Source organism: Burkholderia ubonensis subsp. mesacidophila (assembly GCF_002097715.1).
GTDB lineage: Bacteria > Pseudomonadota > Gammaproteobacteria > Burkholderiales > Burkholderiaceae > Burkholderia > Burkholderia mesacidophila.
In genome coordinates this window covers 1,140,700-1,157,978 of sequence record NZ_CP020738.1, presented here as the reverse complement: position 1 = coordinate 1,157,978, position 17,279 = coordinate 1,140,700, and the positions used below count along the sequence as shown (strand labels likewise).

The 17,279-nt window shown below is 68.0% G+C and carries 15 protein-coding genes; 3 read left to right on the top strand and 12 right to left on the bottom strand.

Annotation, left to right across the window (positions count from 1 at the left end; translation table 11 throughout):
- The first annotated feature begins 40 nt into the window (after positions 1–40).
- The 3 genes from B7P44_RS22810 to B7P44_RS22800 are packed head-to-tail and all read left to right on the top strand — an operon-like array spanning position 41 to position 3,117.
- A complete protein-coding gene (locus tag B7P44_RS22810; RefSeq protein WP_084909974.1) occupies positions 41–1,102 on the top strand; it encodes an acyltransferase family protein in 1,062 nt (353 codons plus the stop codon).
- A gap of 31 nt (positions 1,103–1,133) precedes the next feature.
- The gene (gene gmd, locus B7P44_RS22805; RefSeq protein WP_084908258.1) at positions 1,134–2,177 is read left to right on the top strand and encodes a GDP-mannose 4,6-dehydratase; all 1,044 of its coding nucleotides are present in this window, start codon (positions 1,134–1,136) and stop codon (positions 2,175–2,177) included.
- Entirely contained in the window at positions 2,164–3,117 is a 954-nt protein-coding gene (locus B7P44_RS22800; RefSeq protein WP_084908257.1) for an NAD-dependent epimerase/dehydratase family protein, read from the top strand. The genes gmd and B7P44_RS22800 overlap by 14 nt, the downstream gene beginning before the upstream one ends.
- Positions 3,118–3,127: 10 nt before the next feature.
- Here B7P44_RS22800 and B7P44_RS22795 read toward each other — a convergent pair whose 3' ends face one another.
- The 12 genes from B7P44_RS22795 to B7P44_RS22740 form a co-directional block, all read right to left on the bottom strand.
- Positions 3,128–4,318, bottom strand: coding sequence for an O-succinylhomoserine sulfhydrylase (locus B7P44_RS22795; RefSeq protein ID WP_084908256.1), 1,191 nt, complete (start codon positions 4,316–4,318; stop codon positions 3,128–3,130).
- A 235-nt stretch (positions 4,319–4,553) separates the two neighbouring features.
- Entirely contained in the window at positions 4,554–6,089 is a 1,536-nt protein-coding gene (gene purF / locus B7P44_RS22790; RefSeq protein ID WP_084908255.1) for an amidophosphoribosyltransferase, read from the bottom strand.
- A 55-nt stretch (positions 6,090–6,144) separates the two neighbouring features.
- Entirely contained in the window at positions 6,145–6,639 is a 495-nt protein-coding gene (locus B7P44_RS22785; protein ID WP_084908254.1) for a CvpA family protein, read from the bottom strand.
- Between the two features lie 6 nt (positions 6,640–6,645).
- Entirely contained in the window at positions 6,646–7,527 is an 882-nt protein-coding gene (locus B7P44_RS22780; RefSeq protein WP_084908253.1) for an SPOR domain-containing protein, read from the bottom strand.
- Positions 7,528–7,556: 29 nt separating this feature from the next.
- Complete coding sequence (gene folC, locus B7P44_RS22775) at positions 7,557–8,867, bottom strand: bifunctional tetrahydrofolate synthase/dihydrofolate synthase (RefSeq protein ID WP_084908252.1); 1,311 nt, start codon at positions 8,865–8,867, stop codon at positions 7,557–7,559.
- A gap of 101 nt (positions 8,868–8,968) precedes the next feature.
- Positions 8,969–9,841, bottom strand: coding sequence for an acetyl-CoA carboxylase, carboxyltransferase subunit beta (gene accD, locus B7P44_RS22770; RefSeq protein ID WP_084908251.1), 873 nt, complete (start codon positions 9,839–9,841; stop codon positions 8,969–8,971).
- 76 nt (positions 9,842–9,917) lie between these two features.
- Entirely contained in the window at positions 9,918–10,733 is an 816-nt protein-coding gene (gene trpA, locus B7P44_RS22765; RefSeq protein ID WP_084908250.1) for a tryptophan synthase subunit alpha, read from the bottom strand.
- 90 nt (positions 10,734–10,823) lie between these two features.
- Positions 10,824–11,675 carry a DNA-methyltransferase gene (locus B7P44_RS22760; RefSeq protein ID WP_084908249.1) on the bottom strand — a complete coding sequence of 284 codons (852 nt, stop codon included), beginning with the start codon at positions 11,673–11,675 and terminating at the stop codon, positions 10,824–10,826.
- Between the two features lie 9 nt (positions 11,676–11,684).
- On the bottom strand, positions 11,685–12,878 hold the full coding sequence (gene trpB, locus B7P44_RS22755; RefSeq protein WP_084908248.1) for a tryptophan synthase subunit beta: 1,194 nt from the start codon (positions 12,876–12,878) through the stop codon (positions 11,685–11,687).
- Positions 12,879–12,941: 63 nt separating this feature from the next.
- Positions 12,942–13,625, bottom strand: coding sequence for a phosphoribosylanthranilate isomerase (locus B7P44_RS22750; protein ID WP_084908247.1), 684 nt, complete (start codon positions 13,623–13,625; stop codon positions 12,942–12,944).
- On the bottom strand, positions 13,622–14,434 hold the full coding sequence (gene truA, locus B7P44_RS22745) for a tRNA pseudouridine(38-40) synthase TruA (protein ID WP_084908246.1): 813 nt from the start codon (positions 14,432–14,434) through the stop codon (positions 13,622–13,624). The genes B7P44_RS22750 and truA overlap by 4 nt, the downstream gene beginning before the upstream one ends.
- Positions 14,434–16,497, bottom strand: coding sequence for a FimV/HubP family polar landmark protein (locus tag B7P44_RS22740; RefSeq protein WP_084908245.1), 2,064 nt, complete (start codon positions 16,495–16,497; stop codon positions 14,434–14,436). The genes truA and B7P44_RS22740 overlap by 1 nt, the downstream gene beginning before the upstream one ends.
- Positions 16,498–17,279: the final 782 nt, after the last annotated feature.

Sequence of the window (17,279 nt, the reverse complement as noted above, 5' to 3'; positions counted from 1 at the left end):
CATGAATGACGTTCACGCATCGAATGCGCGGCGCGCCGCGATGACGGTTTCACGCACCGCCGACACGCCCGTGCCGCAACACGGCCGCATCGTCCAGCTCGACGGGCTGCGCGCGATCGCCGTGGGCGCGGTGTTCCTGCAGCATTCGCTGAAGGCGCCGCTGTGGATGGGCGTCGACCTGTTCTTCGTGCTGAGCGGGCTGCTGATCACCGGCATCCTGCTCGAGCGCAAGGCGCGCGGGCAGTCCTACTTCAGCCATTTCTACGCGCGGCGCGTGCGCCGCATCCTGCCGCCGTACGTGCTGCTGCTGGTCGTCTCGACGCTGCTGTTCGGCGCGAGCTGGCTGCCCCACTGGCCGTGGTTCGCGTTCTTCTCGACCAACATCGGCCTGTCGCTCGGCAGCATCGGCCACGACAGCCTCAACGTGCTGTGGTCGCTCGCGGTCGAAGAGCAGTTCTACATCTTCTGGCCGTTCGTCGTGCTGTGGTGCTCGGAACGCGCGCTGCTATGGATCGCGGCCGCGCTGATCGTCGCGGCTCCCGTGCTGCGCGCGATCGCGACGCCGTGGTTCGACTCGTTCTGGCCGATCTACTACCTGACGCCGTTCCGCATGGACCTGCTCGCCGCGGGCGCGCTGCTCGCGATCGTGCTGCGCCGCGACCGGCGCGCGCTGGAGCCGTTCTATCCGCTCGCGATCGCCGGCGCGCTCGTGTCGCTCGCGATCCTCGGCTGGCTGCACCTGTCGTTCCCGCGCTTTCGCGCAGCGAACACGCCGCTGTCGAACGCGGCGCTCTACAGCGTCTCGCTGCTGCTGTGCACGTCGATCGTCGTGATCGCGCTGCGCGGCCGCGGCCTCGTGCAGCGCGTGCTGACGAACCCCGTGCTCGTCTACGTGGGCACCGTCAGCTACACCGTGTACCTGATCCACCTGAGCGTGCTGTACGCGCTCTGGCCGCTGCACCTGAACCGCTACCTGAGCGCCGTGCTCGCGCTCGCCATCACGCTCGCGTATGCAACGGCGAGCTGGTACGGCTTCGAGCGGCGCCTGACGCGCGGCCCTGCGCGCAGCGCATTGCCGGCGGCGGCGCGCAGCACTGCCTGATTTTCTCCATCGTTTCGACTAGGACATCGCCATGAGCCAAACTCGCAAAGCCATCATTACCGGGGTGACGGGGCAAGACGGCGCCTACCTGACCAAGCTGCTGCTCGACAAGGGCTATCAGGTCACCGGCACCTATCGCCGCACCAGCTCGGTCAATTTCTGGCGCATCGCCGAGCTCGGCGTCGACACGCATCCGAACCTCTCGCTCGTCGAGCACGACCTGACCGACGCCGGCTCAAGCCTGCGCCTGCTCGAACGCACGCAGCCGGACGAGCTGTACAACCTGGCCGCGCAGAGCTTCGTCGGCGTGTCGTTCGACCAGCCGTCGACGACCGCCGAGGTGACCGGCCTCGGCACGCTGAACCTGCTCGAGGCAATCCGCGTCGTCACGCCGAAGACGCGCTTCTACCAGGCTTCGACATCCGAAATGTTCGGCAAGGTGCAGGCGATTCCGCAGACGGAAACCACGACCTTCTATCCGCGCAGCCCGTATGGCGTCGCGAAGCTGTTCGCGCACTGGATGACCGTGAACTACCGCGAGTCGTATGGGCTGTTCGGCAGCAGCGGGATCCTGTTCAACCATGAGTCGCCGCTGCGCGGCCGCGAATTCGTCACGCGCAAGATCACCGACACCGTCGCGAAGATCAAGCTCGGCAAGGCGACGCGCCTCGAGCTCGGCAACCTCGACGCGAAGCGCGACTGGGGCTTCGCGCTCGAATACGTCGAAGGGATGTGGCGGATGCTGCAGGTCGACGAGCCCGACACCTACGTGCTCGCGACCAATCGCACCGAGACCGTGCGCGACTTCGTGCGGATGGCGTTCGCGGCCGCCGGCTACCAGATCGAATGGACCGGCAAGGGCGAGCAGGAGCGCGGCCTCGACGCGGCGACGGGCGACGTGCTCGTCGAGGTGAATCCGAAGTTCTACCGGCCGGCCGAAGTCGACCTGCTGATCGGCTGCGCGGACAAGGCTAAAGCCAAGCTCGGCTGGTCGCCGCAGACGACGCTCGAACAACTTTGCCAGATGATGGTCGAAGCGGATTTGACGCGCAATCGCCACCATGACACGTATTAAACGCTTGTCGCGCCGTGCGTTCGTCACGGGCCTGACCGGCTTCACCGGCCGCTACATGGCGGAGCGCCTCGAAGCGGCCGGCTACGAGGTGTGGGGCACGACGGCGCCCGGCGCGCCGCAGCCCGACGATCCGGCGCTCGCGAACTGCACGCTGCTGCCCGTCGACCTGCTCGATGCGGACGCGCTGCGCGCCGCGGCCGCCGATGCCCGGCCCGACGCGGTCGTGCACCTCGCCGCGCGCGCGCACGTCGCACAGGACGATCCGGCACAGACGTACCAGGTCAACATCGTCGGCACGCGCAACCTGCTGGCCGCCGTCGCGGGCCTCGACCGCCGCCCGTCCGCGGTGCTGCTCGCGAGCAGCGCGAACGTCTACGGCAACGCGACGCCCGGCGTGCTCGACGAAACCGTCGCGCCCGCGCCCGCGAACGACTACGCGGTCAGCAAGCTCGCGATGGAATATGCGGCGAAACTGTGGCACGACCGGCTGCCGATCGTGATCGCGCGCCCGTTCAACTACACGGGCGTCGGCCAGGGCGAAGCGTACCTGCTGCCGAAGCTCGCCGCGCACTATGCGCGCAACGAACCGCGCATCTCGCTCGGCAATCTCGACGTCAGCCGTGATTTCTCCGACGTGCGCGACGTGACGGCCGCCTACTTGCGGCTGATCGAGGCCGCGCCGGCCGGCGAGACGTTCAACGTCTGCTCGGAGCACGCGTACGCATTGAAGGAAGTGCTGGCGATGCTGTCGCGCATCGCGGGCTACGTGATCGACGTGACGGTCGATCCGCGCTTCGTGCGCGACAACGAAGTGAAGAGCCTGAGCGGCTCGCGCGCGAAGCTGCGGCACGCGGTGGGCGACCTGCCCGTCACGCCGCTCGACGAGACGTTGCGCTGGATGGTGGACGCGATGCGCGGCCCGCAGGCCGCGCACCCCTGACCCGCTCCGCTCAGCCTTCGAGGCCGCGCGCGAGGTCGTTGCGCAAGTCCGTCGCGTCTTCGAGACCGACCGCGAGGCGGATCAGCCCTTCGGTGATCCCCGCCGCCGCACGCGCTTCCGGCGTGATGCGGGCGTGCGTGGTAGTCGCCGGATGGGTGATCGTCGTGCGCGTGTCGCCGAGGTTGCCGGTGATCGAGATCAGCTTCGTGCCGTCGATCACGCGCCATGCGTTCGCGCGCTGCTGCTCGGGCGTGTCGCCCTTGAGCTCGAACGACACGATCGCGCCGCCCGCCTTCTGCTGGCGCTTTGCGAGTGCGTGCTGCGGATGCGATTCGAGCCCCGGATAGAACACGCGCGCGACGGCCGGATGCGCATCGAGCCAGCGCGCGATCTCCAGCGCGTTCGCCGACTGCCGCTCGACGCGCAGCGACAGCGTCTCCATCCCCTTCAGCAGCACCCACGCATTGAACGCGGACAGCGTCGGCCCCGCGCTGCGCACGAACGGGAACACCTTGCCCATGATGAACTCCTTCGAGCCGACCAGCGCGCCGCCGAGCACGCGGCCCTGGCCGTCGAGGAACTTCGTCGCCGAGTGCATCACGACGTCCGCGCCGAGCTTCAGCGGCTGCTGCAGCACCGGGCTGCAGAAACAGTTGTCGACGACGAACAGCGCATTCGCGGCCTTCGCGATCTTGCCGATCGCGTCGATGTCGGCGAGCTCGGTCAGCGGGTTCGACGGCGTCTCGAGGAAGAACATTTTCGTTTCCGGACGGATCGCTGCCTGCCACGCGTTCAGGTCGGTCGGATCGACGAAGGTCGTCGTGATGCCGAACTTGCTGAAGATCTGCGAGAACATGCCCAGCGTCGAGCCGAACAGGCTGCGCGAGCTGACGAGGTGGTCGCCCGCCTGCAGCGCGGCCATCACGACCGACATGATCGCAGCCATCCCCGACGCGGTCGCGATGCACGCCTCGCCGCCCTCGAGCGCCGCGAGGCGATCCTGGAACATCGTCACGGTCGGATTGGTGAAGCGCGAATACGTAAAATAGTCTTCCGAATTCGCGAAGCGCTCGGCCGCCTCGGCCGCGTTCTTGAAGCAGAAGCTCGACGTGAGGAACAGCGCTTCCGAGTGCTCGTTGAAGTCGCTGCGCAGCGTGCCCGCGCGCACGGCAAGCGTGTCGAAGTTGAGGGAGTCGTCCATGTTCCGTTTTTCCGTTTTCGATGTCCGTGCTGCGCCGCACGGACCAAACCAAACAAAAAAGCCCGCTATGCATCGGCATCAGCGGGCTTCGTGCGGTACGACAGCGGTCGACTCGGGCCGGCTGCCGCCGGCCTTCGCTTTAGCTGTTTGGGGATGAAACCCCGCGTCCGCAAGCTGAAATCAAATCGACGCAAGGCCACATCCTATCACGCCTGTTCGACGGCGTGCGTCGGCGTCACTCGACCGACAGCTGCAGGTTCATCTGCGAGCGCACGGCGCCGTCGCCGCTCGTGTCGCGGTCGGCCTGCGACGCCGGCGCGAGACGCGCGCGCTCGATCGAATCGAGATACTCGGGCGTCACGTTGCCGGTGATGTAGTTGCCGTCGAAGCACGACGCCTCGAAGCGCTCGAGCTTCGGGTTGATGTCGCGCACCGCGCGGCGCAGGTCGTCGACGTCCTGGTAGATCAGGTGGTCGGCGCCGATGATCTTCGCGACTTCCTCGTCGCTGCGGCCGTGCGCGACGAGCTCGCCGCGCGTCGGCATGTCGATGCCGTAGACGTTCGGGAACTTCACGGGCGGCGCCGCCGACGCGAAGATCACCGACTTCGCGCCCGCGTCGCGCGCCATCTGCACAATTTCGTGCGACGTCGTGCCGCGCACGATCGAGTCGTCGACGATCAGCACGTGCTTGTCCTTGAACTCGATGCTCATCGCGTTGAGCTTCTGGCGCACCGACTTCTTGCGCACCGCCTGGCCCGGCATGATGAACGTGCGGCCGACATAGCGGTTCTTGAAGAAGCCTTCGCGATACTCGACGCCGAGCTTCGCGGCGACCTGCATCGCGGCCGGCCGCGACGAATCGGGAATCGGCATCACGACGTCGATCGGCACGTTCGGCAGCTCGCGCTTGATCTTCTCGGCGAGATAGTCGCCCATGCGCAGGCGCACGTTGTAAACCGGCACGCCGTCGAGGCACGAATCCGGACGCGCGAGATACACGTACTCGAACATGCACGGGTTGAGCGTCGGCGCGTCCGCGCACTGCTGGCTGTGGAAGTTGCCGGCCTGGTCGATGAAGATCGCCTCGCCCGGCCGCACGTCGCGGACGAATTCGAAGCCGATGCCTTCGACCGCGACCGATTCCGACGCGAGCATCCATTCGGTGCCGTGCTCGGTTTCCAGCTTGCCTATGCAGAGCGGACGGATGCCGAACGGATCGCGGAACGCGAGCAGGCCGTAGCCGGCGATCAGCGACACGATCGCGTACGAACCCTCCAGGCGGCGATGGACGCCCGAGACCGCCTTGAACACCGAGGCCGGGTCGAGCTCGAGGCCGGTCGTCGACAGCTGCAGCTCGTGCGCGAACACGTTGAGCAGCACTTCGCTGTCGGAATTGGTGTTGAGGTGCCGGCGGTCGATCCGGAACATCTCGTCCTTGAGTTGCTTCCAGTTCGTCAGGTTGCCGTTGTGCGCGAGGATGATCCCGAACGGCGCGTTCACGTAGAACGGCTGCGCCTCCGCCTCGCTCGACGCGGAACCGGCGGTCGGATAGCGGACCTGACCGATGCCGTACGTGCCGGGCAGGCTGCGCATGTTGCGCGTGCGGAACACGTCGCGCACCATGCCGTTCGCCTTGTACATGTGGAAATTGCTGCCGTCCGCCGTCGCGATGCCCGCCGCGTCCTGACCGCGATGCTGCAGCAGCAGCAGGCTGTCATAGATCAGCTGGTTGACCGGGGATTGGGAGATAACGCCTACGATGCCGCACATGGCATGTCCTTCTGAGAATACAAAAACGGTTCCGTCCTGCCCGGCCGCGCGGTCATCACACGCGCACGTACTGGGCCATGCCGTCGGGCAGGAGCGACTTCAGCTCGTGCACGCCCTCTTCGGCTAGCGGACGCAAAAGCGCATTGCGCCAGAATTCCTGTTTGGGCAACTCGGTCAGCCCGGCCGCGGCGACCAGCAGCACGACCATCACGCCGCCGCGCACGAGCCCGAACATCATGCCGAGCGACCGGTCGACGCCGCCGAGGCCCGACACCTGCGCGATCCGCGACAGCAGCGCGTTCGCGACGCCGGCGACGAACACGACGCCGATCACGAGCAGCGCGAACGCGAGCACCCACTGCGTCAGCGCGCCGCCCGGCCAGGTCGCCGGGATGTACGGCACCACGAGCCCGACGTAGCGGCTCGCGATCACGATCGCCGCGATCCAGCCGATCAGCCCGAAAATCTCCGACACGAAGCCGCGCCACGCACCGCGCAGCGCCGATAACGCGATCACCGCCAATACAGCGTAGTCGAAAGCCGTCAGCATCGCGCGTTACTGGGTCAAGCCGGCTTCGCGCACCTTCGCGATCGCCGCGGAGGCCGCCGCACGATCCGCGAACGGGCCGGCACGCAACAGTGTAGCCGTGCTGCCATCCGCCTGCTTGCGGTGCTCGACATATGCGGGCACGCCCGCCGATTTCAACTTGGTCGCCCACGAGCGGGCCGTCGCGTCGTCCTTGAACGCGCCGAGCTGCACCGCGAAGCGCGCGCCGGCGGGCGACGACGGCGTCGCCGCGTCGCCGCCGTCCGCGCTGGCGGCATCGGCGTTCGCGACGGCCGCGGGGGCGGGCTTCGGCGCTGCCGGCTTGGCTGCCGGTTTGGTCGATTGAGCGGGCGCGGCCGGCGCCGGAGCGGGCTTCGGCGCGACGCTTGCGGTCGTGGCGGTGTCGGGTTTTGCCGCCGGCCTGGCGGCATCCTTGGCGACGCTCGGCGCCGCGGGCGCCGGCGCGGCAATAGCGGCCGCGGCGGCCGTCTCGGACGCGGGCGGCTCGTCGTGCGCGACGCCTGCCTGCACGTCGGATGCATCCTCGTCGCGCGACGGGGCCGCATGGTGCGCGGGGCGGTTGGGAATGTCGATCGCGATGTCGTCGGTCACCGGCTTCGGGTGCGAATCGAGCACCATCGGCAGCACGATGACGGCGGCCACCACGAGCGCGATCGCGCCGACGAGGCGGCGGCGCGCACGTTGCTTTTCTGGAAGGGTCGGATCGAGGAGCAGTGCGTCCGATTCCGGACGCTCGGTGCGGCGCGCGCGCCGCTCAACGCGTTCTGTGCGTTCAGTGCGCTCGCTACGCACGTTCCGGGAGGTCCCGGTACGACCGCCGCGCCGGGTGGGCGCGTCGTCGTCTTTCTTGCCGAACGAGAAAATTCCCATGAATGGCTGAGTCCGAAACTGCCCGTCAGTCAGTGTTGCTGCGATTTACGATAGGCCATTACGCCAGCTACCGTATGGAAACTGCCGAAAACCACGATTCTATCATTCTCCGATGCTCTTTTTAGTGCATCGCGAAACGCATCGGCCGGCGACGTGTAGCGCGTGACGCTCGAATCCGGGCCATCCTCGACGCCCGCGTGGCGCAATGCGGCTTCGAGCTGCCCGGCGTTCGCCGCGCGCGGCAGCGGCAGGTCCGTCACGCACCAGTGGTCGATCTCGCCCTTCAGGTGCCGCAGCACGCCGTCGATGTCCTTGTCGTGCATCGCGCCGAACACCGCGTACGTGTACGGGAAGAAGCCCATGTTGCCGAGATTCTGCGCGAGCACGGCCGCCGCGTGCGGATTGTGCGCGACGTCGAGCACGATCGCCGGCTTGCCCGGCAGCACCTGGAAGCGGCCCGGCAGCTCGACGTTCGCGAGCCCGAGCCGGATGTCCTGCGCGGACACCGGCAGCACCGCGCGCAGCGATTCGAGCGCGGCGAGCGCCGCCGACGCGTTGATCAGCTGGTTGGCGCCGCGCAGCGCCGGGTACGCAAGCGCCGGGTAGCGCTTGTCGCGGCCGAGGTAGCTCCACTGCTGGCGTTCCGCGCCGGGCTGCGCCTCGCAGCGGAAATCGCGGCCGACGAGCCACAGGTCCGCGCCGATCGCTTCCGCGTGGTCGATCAGGGTCTGCGGCGCGGCCGGGTCGCCGCAGATCGCCGGCTTGCCGGGCCGGAAGATCCCGGCCTTCTCGAACGCGATCTGCTCGCGCGTATCGCCGAGGTATTCGGTGTGGTCGATGTCGATGCTGGTGACGATCGCGCAGTCGGTATCGATGATGTTGACCGCGTCGAGCCGGCCGCCGAGGCCGACTTCGAGGATCACCGCGTCGAGCCCGCGCGACGCGAACAGGTGCAGGATCGCGAGGGTCGTGAATTCGAAATACGTGAGCGACACCGGCTCCGGCAGCGACGTGCGCGCGGCTTCGACGGCCTCGAAGTGCGGCAGCAGTTCGTCGTCGCCGACCGTCTCGCCGTTCACCCTCGCCCGCTCGTTGAACGCGAGCAGGTGCGGCGACGTGTGGCAGCCGACCTTGTAGCCGGCGCGCACGAGGATCGTCTCGAGGAACGCGCAGGTCGAGCCCTTGCCGTTGGTGCCGCCGACCGTGATCACCGGACACGCGAATTCGAGCCCGAGCGCCGCCTTGACCTGGCCGATGCGGATGAGGCCCATGTCGATGCCGACCGGGTGCGCGCGTTCGAGATGCGAAAGCCACGCGTCGAGAGTGGGAAAAGTGCTCATCGGATCAAATCTGAATCGGTACCGCCACTACGCAAAAAAACGAAGCGCGCCGCCTGGCGATCGAGCCAGGCGACGCGCGCGGTTCACAACCCTGGCGCCGATCAGGCCAGCGCGTCGGCCGGCTGGCGCTGCAGCAGCGCGAGCAATTGCGCGATCTCGTCGCGCAGCTTGCGACGGTCGACGATCATGTCGATCGCACCCGTTTTAATCAGGAATTCCGCGCGCTGGAAGCCTTCCGGCAGCTTCTCTCGCACCGTCTGCTCGATCACGCGCGGGCCGGCAAAGCCGATCAGCGCCTTCGGCTCGGCGATCACGACGTCGCCGAGAAACGCGAAACTCGCCGACACGCCGCCCATCGTCGGATCGGTCAGCACCGAAATGAACGGCAGCTTCGCTTCCGCCAGCTTGGTCAGCATCGCGGTGGTCTTCGCCATCTGCATCAGCGACAGCAGGCTTTCCTGCATCCGCGCGCCGCCCGAAGCGGTGAAGCAGATGAACGGCACTTGCTGCTCGAGCGCATTCTGCGCGCCGCGCGCGAAGCGCTCGCCGACCACCGAGCCCATCGAGCCGCCCATGAACGAGAACTCGAAGCACGCGGCGACGACCGGCAGCGTGTGGATCGCGCCGCCCATCACAACCATCGCGTCGGTCTCGCCCGTATCGTCCATCGCTTCCTTCAGACGATCCGGATACTTGCGGCTGTCCTTGAACTTCAACGTATCGACCGGCACGATCTCCTGGCCGATCTCGTAGCGGCCTTCCGGATCGAGCAGCGCATCCAGGCGCTCGCGCGAGCCGATCCGCATGTGGTGATCGCACTTCGGGCACACGTGCAGGTTCGCGTCCACGTCGTTGCGGTACAGCACGGCCTCGCAGGACGGGCACTTGATCCACAGGCCTTCCGGAATGCCCTTGCGGCTTTTCGGGTCGGTCTGCTTGATCTTCGGCGGCAACAGTTTGTCGAGCCAGCTCATCGTTTGGTTTCCTGTTCCGTGGCAGGCCGGGCGACATGCGCCCGGACCCGCTTTCCTATGTTGCTAGGTTGTCTATTTACGCGGCCGTCTTGCCCGCGCCGTCCAGCGCGGCGCGCATCTCGGCGACGAACGCCTTCAGCGCGGCGACGGCGCCTTCCGGCGCGGCGCTCTCGAGGAGCTGCACCAGACGGCTGCCGATCACGACGGCGTCCGACACTTCGGCCACCGCGCGCGCCGTTTCAGCGTCGCGGATGCCGAAGCCGACGCCCACCGGAACCGGCACACGCGACTTGATGGCCGGGATTTTACCCGCAATGCTCGAAACATCCAGATTTCCGGCGCCGGTCACCCCCTTGAGCGACACGTAATACACGTAGCCGCTCGCGATCTTGCCGACATCCGCGATGCGCTCGTCGGTCGACGTCGGCGCGAGCAGGAAGATCGGATCGATCTGCGCGGCGCGCATTTTTTCCGCGAACACGCCCGCCTCTTCCGGCGGATAGTCGACGACGAGCACGCCGTCGACACCAGCCGCATGCGCTTGCTCGGCGAACGCGTCGACGCCCATCCGCTCGATCGGGTTCGCATAGCCCATCAGCACGACGGGGGTTGTCTGGTTGGTCTCGCGGAAGCGCTTCACGTCGGCGAGCACGCTCTTCAACGTGACGCCGCGTTCGAGCGCGCGTTCCGACGAGCGCTGGATCACGGGGCCGTCGGCCATCGGGTCCGAGAACGGCACGCCGAGCTCGATCACGTCCGCGCCGCCCTCGGCGAGCGCGTGCATGAAATCGACGGTCTTCGCGGGGTCCGGATCACCCGCGGTGATGAACGGGATCAGGCCCTTGCGGCCTTGATCGGCGAGTGCGGCGAAGGTCTGCTGGATACGGGACATGGCAATTTTCCTGTGTCGATCCGGAGTTAGCGCTTTAGCGCTTACTCCGGTCCCATACAAAGTATGCGTTCGGCGAAGCGGCGGCGCGACTTACGCGCACGCCTGCGCGTCGAGCGCGGCAATGCGCTCGTGCGCGATCGCGCAATAACTTTCGTTGATCTCGTAGCCGACGAAGTCGCGCCCCTGCCGCGCGCAGGCCACCGCGGTCGTGCCGCTGCCCATGAACGGGTCGAGCACGCGGCCGCCCGGCGGGCAGCTCGCGAGCACCATCCGCTCGATGATTTCCAGCGGCTTCTGGGTCGGATGATCGACGCGCTCCGCGTGCTGCCGGTGCAGGCGCGAGACCGACCAGACGTCCTTCGGGTTGTAGCCCATCTCCAACCACTTGCTGCCTTCGAACAGCTTGCGCGAGCGGGCCTTCTTCGTGTCGGCGTCGTACGGGATGCGGACCGGATCGAGATCGAAGTAATACGCCTTGGACACCGCGAAAAAGCCGATGTTGTCGTGCACCGACGTGAAGCGGCGCGTCGTGCCGCCCATGCTCGGCACGCGCCGGTCCCAGATGATCTCGTTGATCATCGTGAGCTTCGTCTTCAGGAAGCTGAAGATCTCCGGCGCATACTGCCACGTGCAGAACACGTACATCGACCCGCTCGGCTTGAGCTTCGGAATCGCCAGCTCCAGCCATGCAAGCGTCCACGCAAGGTGGTCGTCGCCCGAACGCTTGTCCGAGTCGTTGCCGTAATCCTTGCCGAGCCCGTACGGCGGATCGGCGACGATCAGGTCGATCGACGCGTCCGGCAGGCGCGCGGCTTCGGTCATGAAATCGCGGTTGTGCAATTCGATGCCGGCGCGCAGCGCGCGCGGCGTCGCGACGACGGCTTGCACCGCCTCCGCTCCGCTCGCGGCGCCGCCCGCCGGTTCTTCGATCAGGTCACGCATCGGTCGGGGTCAGAGCGAAATGCCCGATCGCTCGGCGACCGTGTGCATGTCCTTGTCGCCGCGGCCCGACAGGTTGACGAGCAGGATCTTGTCCTTCGGCAGCGTCGGCGCGAGCTTCACGCCATACGCGATCGCGTGGCTCGATTCGAGCGCCGGGATGATCCCCTCGATCCGGCAGCAGTCGTGGAACGCCTTCAGCGCTTCCTCGTCGGTGATGCCGACGTACTGCGCGCGGCCGCTGTCCTTCAGCCAGGCATGCTCGGGGCCGACGCCCGGGTAGTCGAGGCCCGCCGACACCGAATGCGTCTCGATGATCTGGCCGTTGTCGTCCTGCAGCAGGTACGTGCGGTTGCCGTGCAGCACGCCCGGGCTGCCGGCGATCAGCGACGCCGCGTGACGGCCCGTGTCGAGCCCGTCGCCCGCCGCCTCGACGCCGATCAGCTGCACCGACGTGTCGTCGATATACGGATAGAAGATGCCCATCGCGTTCGAGCCGCCGCCGACGCAGGCGATCACCGCGTCCGGCTGCCGGCCGGCGAGCTCGGGCATCTGCACCTTGCACTCGTCGCCGATCACGCGCTGGAAGTCGCGCACCATCATCGGGTACGGGTGCGGGCCCGCGACCGTGCCGATGATGTAGAACGTGTTCTCGATGTTCGTGACCCAGTCGCGCATCGCTTCGTTCAGCGCGTCCTTCAGCGTGCGCGAGCCCGATTCGACCGGCACGACCGTAGCTCCAAGCAGCTTCATCCGGTACACGTTCGCGGCCTGGCGGCGCACGTCCTCGGCGCCCATGTAGACGACGCACTCCATCCCGAAGCGCGCGCAGATCGTCGCGGTCGCGACGCCGTGCTGGCCGGCGCCCGTCTCGGCGATCACGCGCTTCTTGCCCATCCGCTTCGCGAGCAGCGCCTGGCCGATCACGTTGTTGATCTTGTGCGCGCCGGTGTGGTTCAGGTCTTCGCGCTTCAGGTAGATCTGCGCGCCGCCGAGCGTGTCGCTCCAGCGCTGCGCGTGGTAGATCGGCGACGGACGGCCGACGAAATGCTTCAGCTCGCGCTCGAATTCGGCGACAAAATCGGGATCGTTCTGGAATTTCTCGTACGCCGCGCGCAGTTCGTCCAGCGCGTGAATCAGCGTCTCGGCGACGAACACGCCGCCATACGGGCCGAAGTGGCCGCGATCATCAGGAAGGTTGTACATGGTGTCACTCTCGATCGGTCGGTGCGTGCCCCCTGTTCCTGGGGGCCGCCACACCGGCATGCATCACCCGGCGTCCGCTTCGCGCACCGCGCGCACGAACGCCGCCATTCGGGCGTGATCCTTCACGCCCTTTGCGCCCTCCACTTCGATGCCGCTCGAGACATCGACAGCGAAAGGACGCAGCTGGCGGATCGCGTCACCGACGTTTTGCGCGTTCAAGCCACCACTCAAAACGGCCCGACGCGCGAGCTCTGCGGGAATAAGTGACCAATCGAAGACCTTGCCGCTGCCGCCGTAGTCCGGCACGAGAGTGTCGAACAGGAGGCCGCGCGCTTTCGAATAATGAAGTGCCGATTCTACCAAATCGGCCGACTGCGTCGAGGGGCCGACGCGCACCGCGCGCAGCCACGGCAGCCGCGCCGCGCGGCCGAGCGCGTCGCATTGCTCGGGCGTTTCGTCGCCGTGGAACTGCAGCAGCGTCAGCGGCACGTCGCGGACCACCGCCTCGATCTCGTCGGCGCTCGCGTTCACGAACAGGCCGACGACCGACACGAACGGCGGCGCGAGGCGCGCAAGTTCCGCCGCCTGCGCGATCGTCACCGCGCGCGGGCTCTTCGGGTAGAACACGAGGCCGATCGCGTCGGCGCCGAGCGCCGCCGCGTGCAGCACGTCGTCGGGGCGCGACAGGCCGCACAACTTGATGCGCGTGCGCGCCGGCGCGGGGGGGATAGAGGCGTGGTCCGTCATGTTTGTGGATCCAGATCAGCCCAGACGCCGCTCCACGGCACGCTGCCGAGCTGCGCGGACGGGACGGCGAATTCCGCCGGGTAGCCGACATGGGCGAGATACAGCCCGTCGGCCATGAATGTGGGCGCCGCGCGATTGCGGTCGCGCCCGGCCAGCACGTCCGCGATCCATTCGGCCGGATAGCGGCCGCGACCGACCGCGACGAGGCAGCCCATCAGGTTGCGCACCATGTGGTGCAGGAACGCGTTGGCCCGGAACCGGAAATGCAGGAAGTGGCCGGCGCGCCGGATATCGATCTGGTACAGGTGTTTGACCGGCGTCTTCGACTGGCATTCCGACGACCGGAACGCCGAGAAGTCGTGCTCGCCGATCAGGTGCGCCGCAGCCGCGCGCATCGCGTCGTCGTCGAGCGGCGTGTGGATCCAGCCGGTACGCCCGTCGAGCATCGGCGAGCGCACCGGATGCACGTACAGCGCGTAGTAGTAGGTGCGCTCGAACGCCGAGAAGCGCGCGTGGAACGCATCCGGCATCGGCTTCGCCCACTGCACCGCGACCGTCGACGGCAGGAACGCGTTGGTGCCGCGGACCCACGAGAAGTCGGCGCGGTCCAGTTCGGTATCGAAATGCACGACCTGCCCGAGGCCGTGCACGCCGGTGTCGGTCCGCCCCGCCACCGTCGTATGCAGCGGCGTCTGCGCGAATTCCGCCAGCGCGCGCTCGAGCACGTCCTGCACGGTCTTGCCGTGCGGCTGCGACTGCCAGCCGCAAAACGCGGCGCCGTCGTATTGGATGCCCAGCGCGATCCGCATCACGCCTCGTCCGCCAGTTTCGCCAGCAGCGCGCGCGCGTCGTCGCGCGTCGCGGCGTCGTTCGCGTCGACCACTTCCTGAAGCAGCGTCCGCGCGCCGGCCAGATCGCCCAGCTCGACGTACTCGCCGGCGAGTTCGAACTTGTTGCGCGCGATGCGCGCCAGCTCGTCCGGCGTGAGCGCCGGCAGCGCCGCGCCGGGCGCGGCCGGCAGGTCGAGATCGAAATCGAGCTTCAGCGCGCCGAACTGCGCGCCGCCGAGCGGCGCAAACGCGGCGGCCGAGGACGTCGCGCCCGAACGGCCGTGCAGGGTCGCGCCGCCATCCCATTCCGGCTCGTCGTCCTGCTCGGCAAGGTGTTCCGGGGTCGGATCCACCGCGCCGATTGGCGGACGCGGGACGGACAGACCGTTAGTTGCGCTCTTGTCGTCGTCAAAAAGCCCAGCCGTCGGGGCCGCTTCGGACTCCGGCAGCGGCACTTCGTCCGACACGCGCGGCGGCAACGGCATATCGAGACTGCCGAGCGCGGTAATCGCGTTCTGCATGAGCGCTTGTTGCGCGTCCGCGGCCGGGGCGGCCGGTGTTTCGCTCGGCTTGTCGGCTGGCGGGTCGACCGGGGCATTGGCCAGTGTGTCGGCCGGCTGCTCGTCGTGGACGGCGTCCGCTGCTTCCGCCACCTCGCCCGCCTCGTGCGCGTGCGGCGTGGAATCGGCATGGACAGGCTCGGCGGACGGCGGCGCCACCTGCGCGTCGCGGGCTTCGTGCGCCGCGACCGTCTCCACCGCCGCGGCGGTCGCGGCCGCCAGATGCACGTCGGCCGCCGCATCGCGCGACACCGGCGTCTCGGGCTGGATCGGCAGTTCCTCCACGACCGACGGCTTCACGTCGGCGTCGCCGGAAACGCTGCGCTCGGCGCCGGACGCCGCCTCGGCAGCGTCGCGCCGCGCGTTGCGACGCTTGCGCCACATGAAACCGGCCACCAGCAGCGCCGCTGCCGCGCCGGCCGCGGAAACCGGGCGCCAGTCGACCTGCCCGGCTGCACCGGTCGTCGCCGCCGGCGCGACCGGACGCACCGGCGGCGTCTGCGGTTGCGCGGCGCTCGCTGCACTGCCGGTCGCCGCGGCCTCGCTGGCTCCCGGCGCAGCGGCGGAAGCGCCTGCGTCGCCAGCGGCCGAACGCGGCGCGGACGGCGCCTGCGCACGCCCTGCATCGGCCGCCGCGCCGGTCGCGGCCGGCTTGCCGATCCCGTGCTTCTGCAGTTCCATCAGCACGCGATTCTTCAGTGCGAGCAACTGCTGCAGACTGGACGGACGCGCCTGCGACGCAGCCGCCGCCGGCGCCGCGCCCGTGGCGGCATGCGAGCCGGCCGCCGGACCACCCGTCGCCGACGGCGCAACCGCTTCACTGGCGGACGACGGCGCGGCCTGGATCGAGCCGCTCCACACGTGCGGCCCGCTCGCGCCGGCTTGCTGCGACGCCGGTTCGGCGCCAGGCCCGGATGCGCCGTGCGCGGCGGACGCGCCGACGGCGGCGGATGCGCCTGCCATTGCCGCCGCCGCATGCGCGTCGCTAGTCTGCGCCGGATGAGCGGCGGATGCCACGGGCGCGCCCTGCGCCGCCGACGCCGGATGCGACGCCGATGCGGGATGCGTTGCGGAAGCCGCGCCGGCAGACGCGGCCGTCGCCCCCGAAGCCACCGGCGCGCCGGACGCGAGCGCCGCGCCCGTCGCATCGAGCGCCGGCACCGTCAGCGTCGCGCCGAGCTTCAGGCGGCTCGGATCGCGCTTCATGAACGCCTGCGGGTTCGCGTCGAACAGCGCGCGCCCGGCTCGGGCGATCACGCCGGGATCGTGCGACTGCGTGGCCGCAATCGCGATGTCGTTGAGGGACTGGCCCGGCTGGACCGTGATCGTGAGCGGCGCGGCAGCGCCGCCGGCGGTCGCCGCGGCGTCGCTGGCGCCGGCCGCCCAGGCCGGCGCGACGGCGCCAAGCGCGAGGATTGCCAGCGCGCCGCACACGGCGCGCGACAGACGGGACTGACGCGGAAACAAGGAAATTCGGGACATCGTTGGCTCTATCGCCACGCTGGCGCGCGGCTCGGATTCGCGTTTGGAAGCGTCAAAAAAAGTCGCCGCAGAAATGCAAAAGCGCCGCGCAAAACGCGACGCTTTCCGCTGGTCTGCGCGTCGTAACCGTGTAGTTTACTTCACGCGCCCGGATTCGGGCCGAATTCGTCCCCGGTTGCCCCACGCCGGGCACGCGCACACGCGGCGTTTCAGACGTCGCCCGACACGGCCCAACGGCGCAATCGAGGCCGCCCCGCCTGCCTGCGAAGCCATCGCCCGCTCCGCCACGGCATCCTCAACGCCACGACGCCGCGCCCAAACGGTTCGCAAACAAAACTTCATCGATTGCGACAATTCCCTACATCAATCTCCCACCGGGAACGAATCGACCGGCTTATACTTCGCGACGCATCCTCTCCTCGTGCCAAAGGAATCGATGCAAGAAAGCCCCGGCCGCGCAAGCGGTTCGGGGCTTTCACGTTTTTGCGCCGGGCATTTCGCGCCCGACCGGCGCCGCATCGCACGCGCCGCCCCAAGCCGCCAGCAAAAAACCCGCAGCCCGAGAATAAAGCGTCATCGCCGCTCTCAATAATTCGCCGCGCTTGCCGTTAATCAAATCACGGCCAAAAACTCAAATAAATTACGCCGCCACACCCAAATCACATTCAAAACAACTTCAATCGATCGATAAGAAGGCAATTCCGCTCTCTAATCGACGAATTGACCATTCATCCGATCAAATCCACCAACCAGCAAGGCTTTCAAGCCCATCAGAGCGACTC

Excerpts from the sequence above, each read along its gene's own strand:
- B7P44_RS22810 (WP_084909974.1), top strand. The coding sequence starts at position 41 with ATGACGGTTTCACGCACCGCCGACACGCCCGTGCCGCAACACGGCCGC.
- gmd (WP_084908258.1), top strand. The coding sequence starts at position 1,134 with ATGAGCCAAACTCGCAAAGCCATCATTACCGGGGTGACGGGGCAAGAC.
- B7P44_RS22800 (WP_084908257.1), top strand. The coding sequence starts at position 2,164 with ATGACACGTATTAAACGCTTGTCGCGCCGTGCGTTCGTCACGGGCCTG.
- B7P44_RS22795 (WP_084908256.1), bottom strand. The coding sequence starts at position 4,318 with ATGGACGACTCCCTCAACTTCGACACGCTTGCCGTGCGCGCGGGCACG.
- purF (WP_084908255.1), bottom strand. The coding sequence starts at position 6,089 with ATGTGCGGCATCGTAGGCGTTATCTCCCAATCCCCGGTCAACCAGCTG.
- B7P44_RS22785 (WP_084908254.1), bottom strand. The coding sequence starts at position 6,639 with ATGCTGACGGCTTTCGACTACGCTGTATTGGCGGTGATCGCGTTATCG.
- B7P44_RS22780 (WP_084908253.1), bottom strand. The coding sequence starts at position 7,527 with ATGGGAATTTTCTCGTTCGGCAAGAAAGACGACGACGCGCCCACCCGG.
- folC (WP_084908252.1), bottom strand. The coding sequence starts at position 8,867 with ATGAGCACTTTTCCCACTCTCGACGCGTGGCTTTCGCATCTCGAACGC.
- accD (WP_084908251.1), bottom strand. The coding sequence starts at position 9,841 with ATGAGCTGGCTCGACAAACTGTTGCCGCCGAAGATCAAGCAGACCGAC.
- trpA (WP_084908250.1), bottom strand. The coding sequence starts at position 10,733 with ATGTCCCGTATCCAGCAGACCTTCGCCGCACTCGCCGATCAAGGCCGC.
- B7P44_RS22760 (WP_084908249.1), bottom strand. The coding sequence starts at position 11,675 with ATGCGTGACCTGATCGAAGAACCGGCGGGCGGCGCCGCGAGCGGAGCG.
- trpB (WP_084908248.1), bottom strand. The coding sequence starts at position 12,878 with ATGTACAACCTTCCTGATGATCGCGGCCACTTCGGCCCGTATGGCGGC.
- B7P44_RS22750 (WP_084908247.1), bottom strand. The coding sequence starts at position 13,625 with ATGACGGACCACGCCTCTATCCCCCCCGCGCCGGCGCGCACGCGCATC.
- truA (WP_084908246.1), bottom strand. The coding sequence starts at position 14,434 with ATGCGGATCGCGCTGGGCATCCAATACGACGGCGCCGCGTTTTGCGGC.
- B7P44_RS22740 (WP_084908245.1), bottom strand. The coding sequence starts at position 16,497 with ATGTCCCGAATTTCCTTGTTTCCGCGTCAGTCCCGTCTGTCGCGCGCC.